Source organism: Peribacillus sp. SIMBA_075 (genome assembly GCF_046534585.1).
The window spans coordinates 1-271 of the sequence record NZ_JAWRYN010000639.1 but is presented as its reverse complement, the minus strand read 5'-3'; the positions used below and the strand labels follow the sequence as shown (position 1 = coordinate 271).

1 protein-coding gene is annotated in these 271 nt (G+C 43.9%); it reads right to left on the bottom strand.

The features are described 5' to 3' along the window. A partial coding sequence (locus tag SB775_RS29735; protein ID WP_410864837.1) for a peptide deformylase occupies positions 1-243 on the bottom strand: 243 nt, incomplete at its 3' end. Between the last annotated feature and the right edge of the window lie 28 nt (positions 244-271).

The window sequence follows — 271 nt, the reverse complement described above, 5'->3', positions numbered from 1 at the left end:
ATCCTCATCCTCACAGTGAACAGCGATCATACGTTTACTAATATTGATTTGCGGAGCTGCTAGTCCTACGCCGGGTCTCAGTCCATATTTTTCAGCAATGTCTTCATCCTGACTATTTTTAACGAATTCGATCATGTCAGCTAATTGCTGTTTTTCTTCTTCTGTTGGCGGGAGTTCGACCGCTTCAGCTGTTTGCCTCAAGACGGGATGCCCGTCCCTTACGATATCATCCATGGTAATCACAAAACTTCACTCCTATTTCCTTTGTATG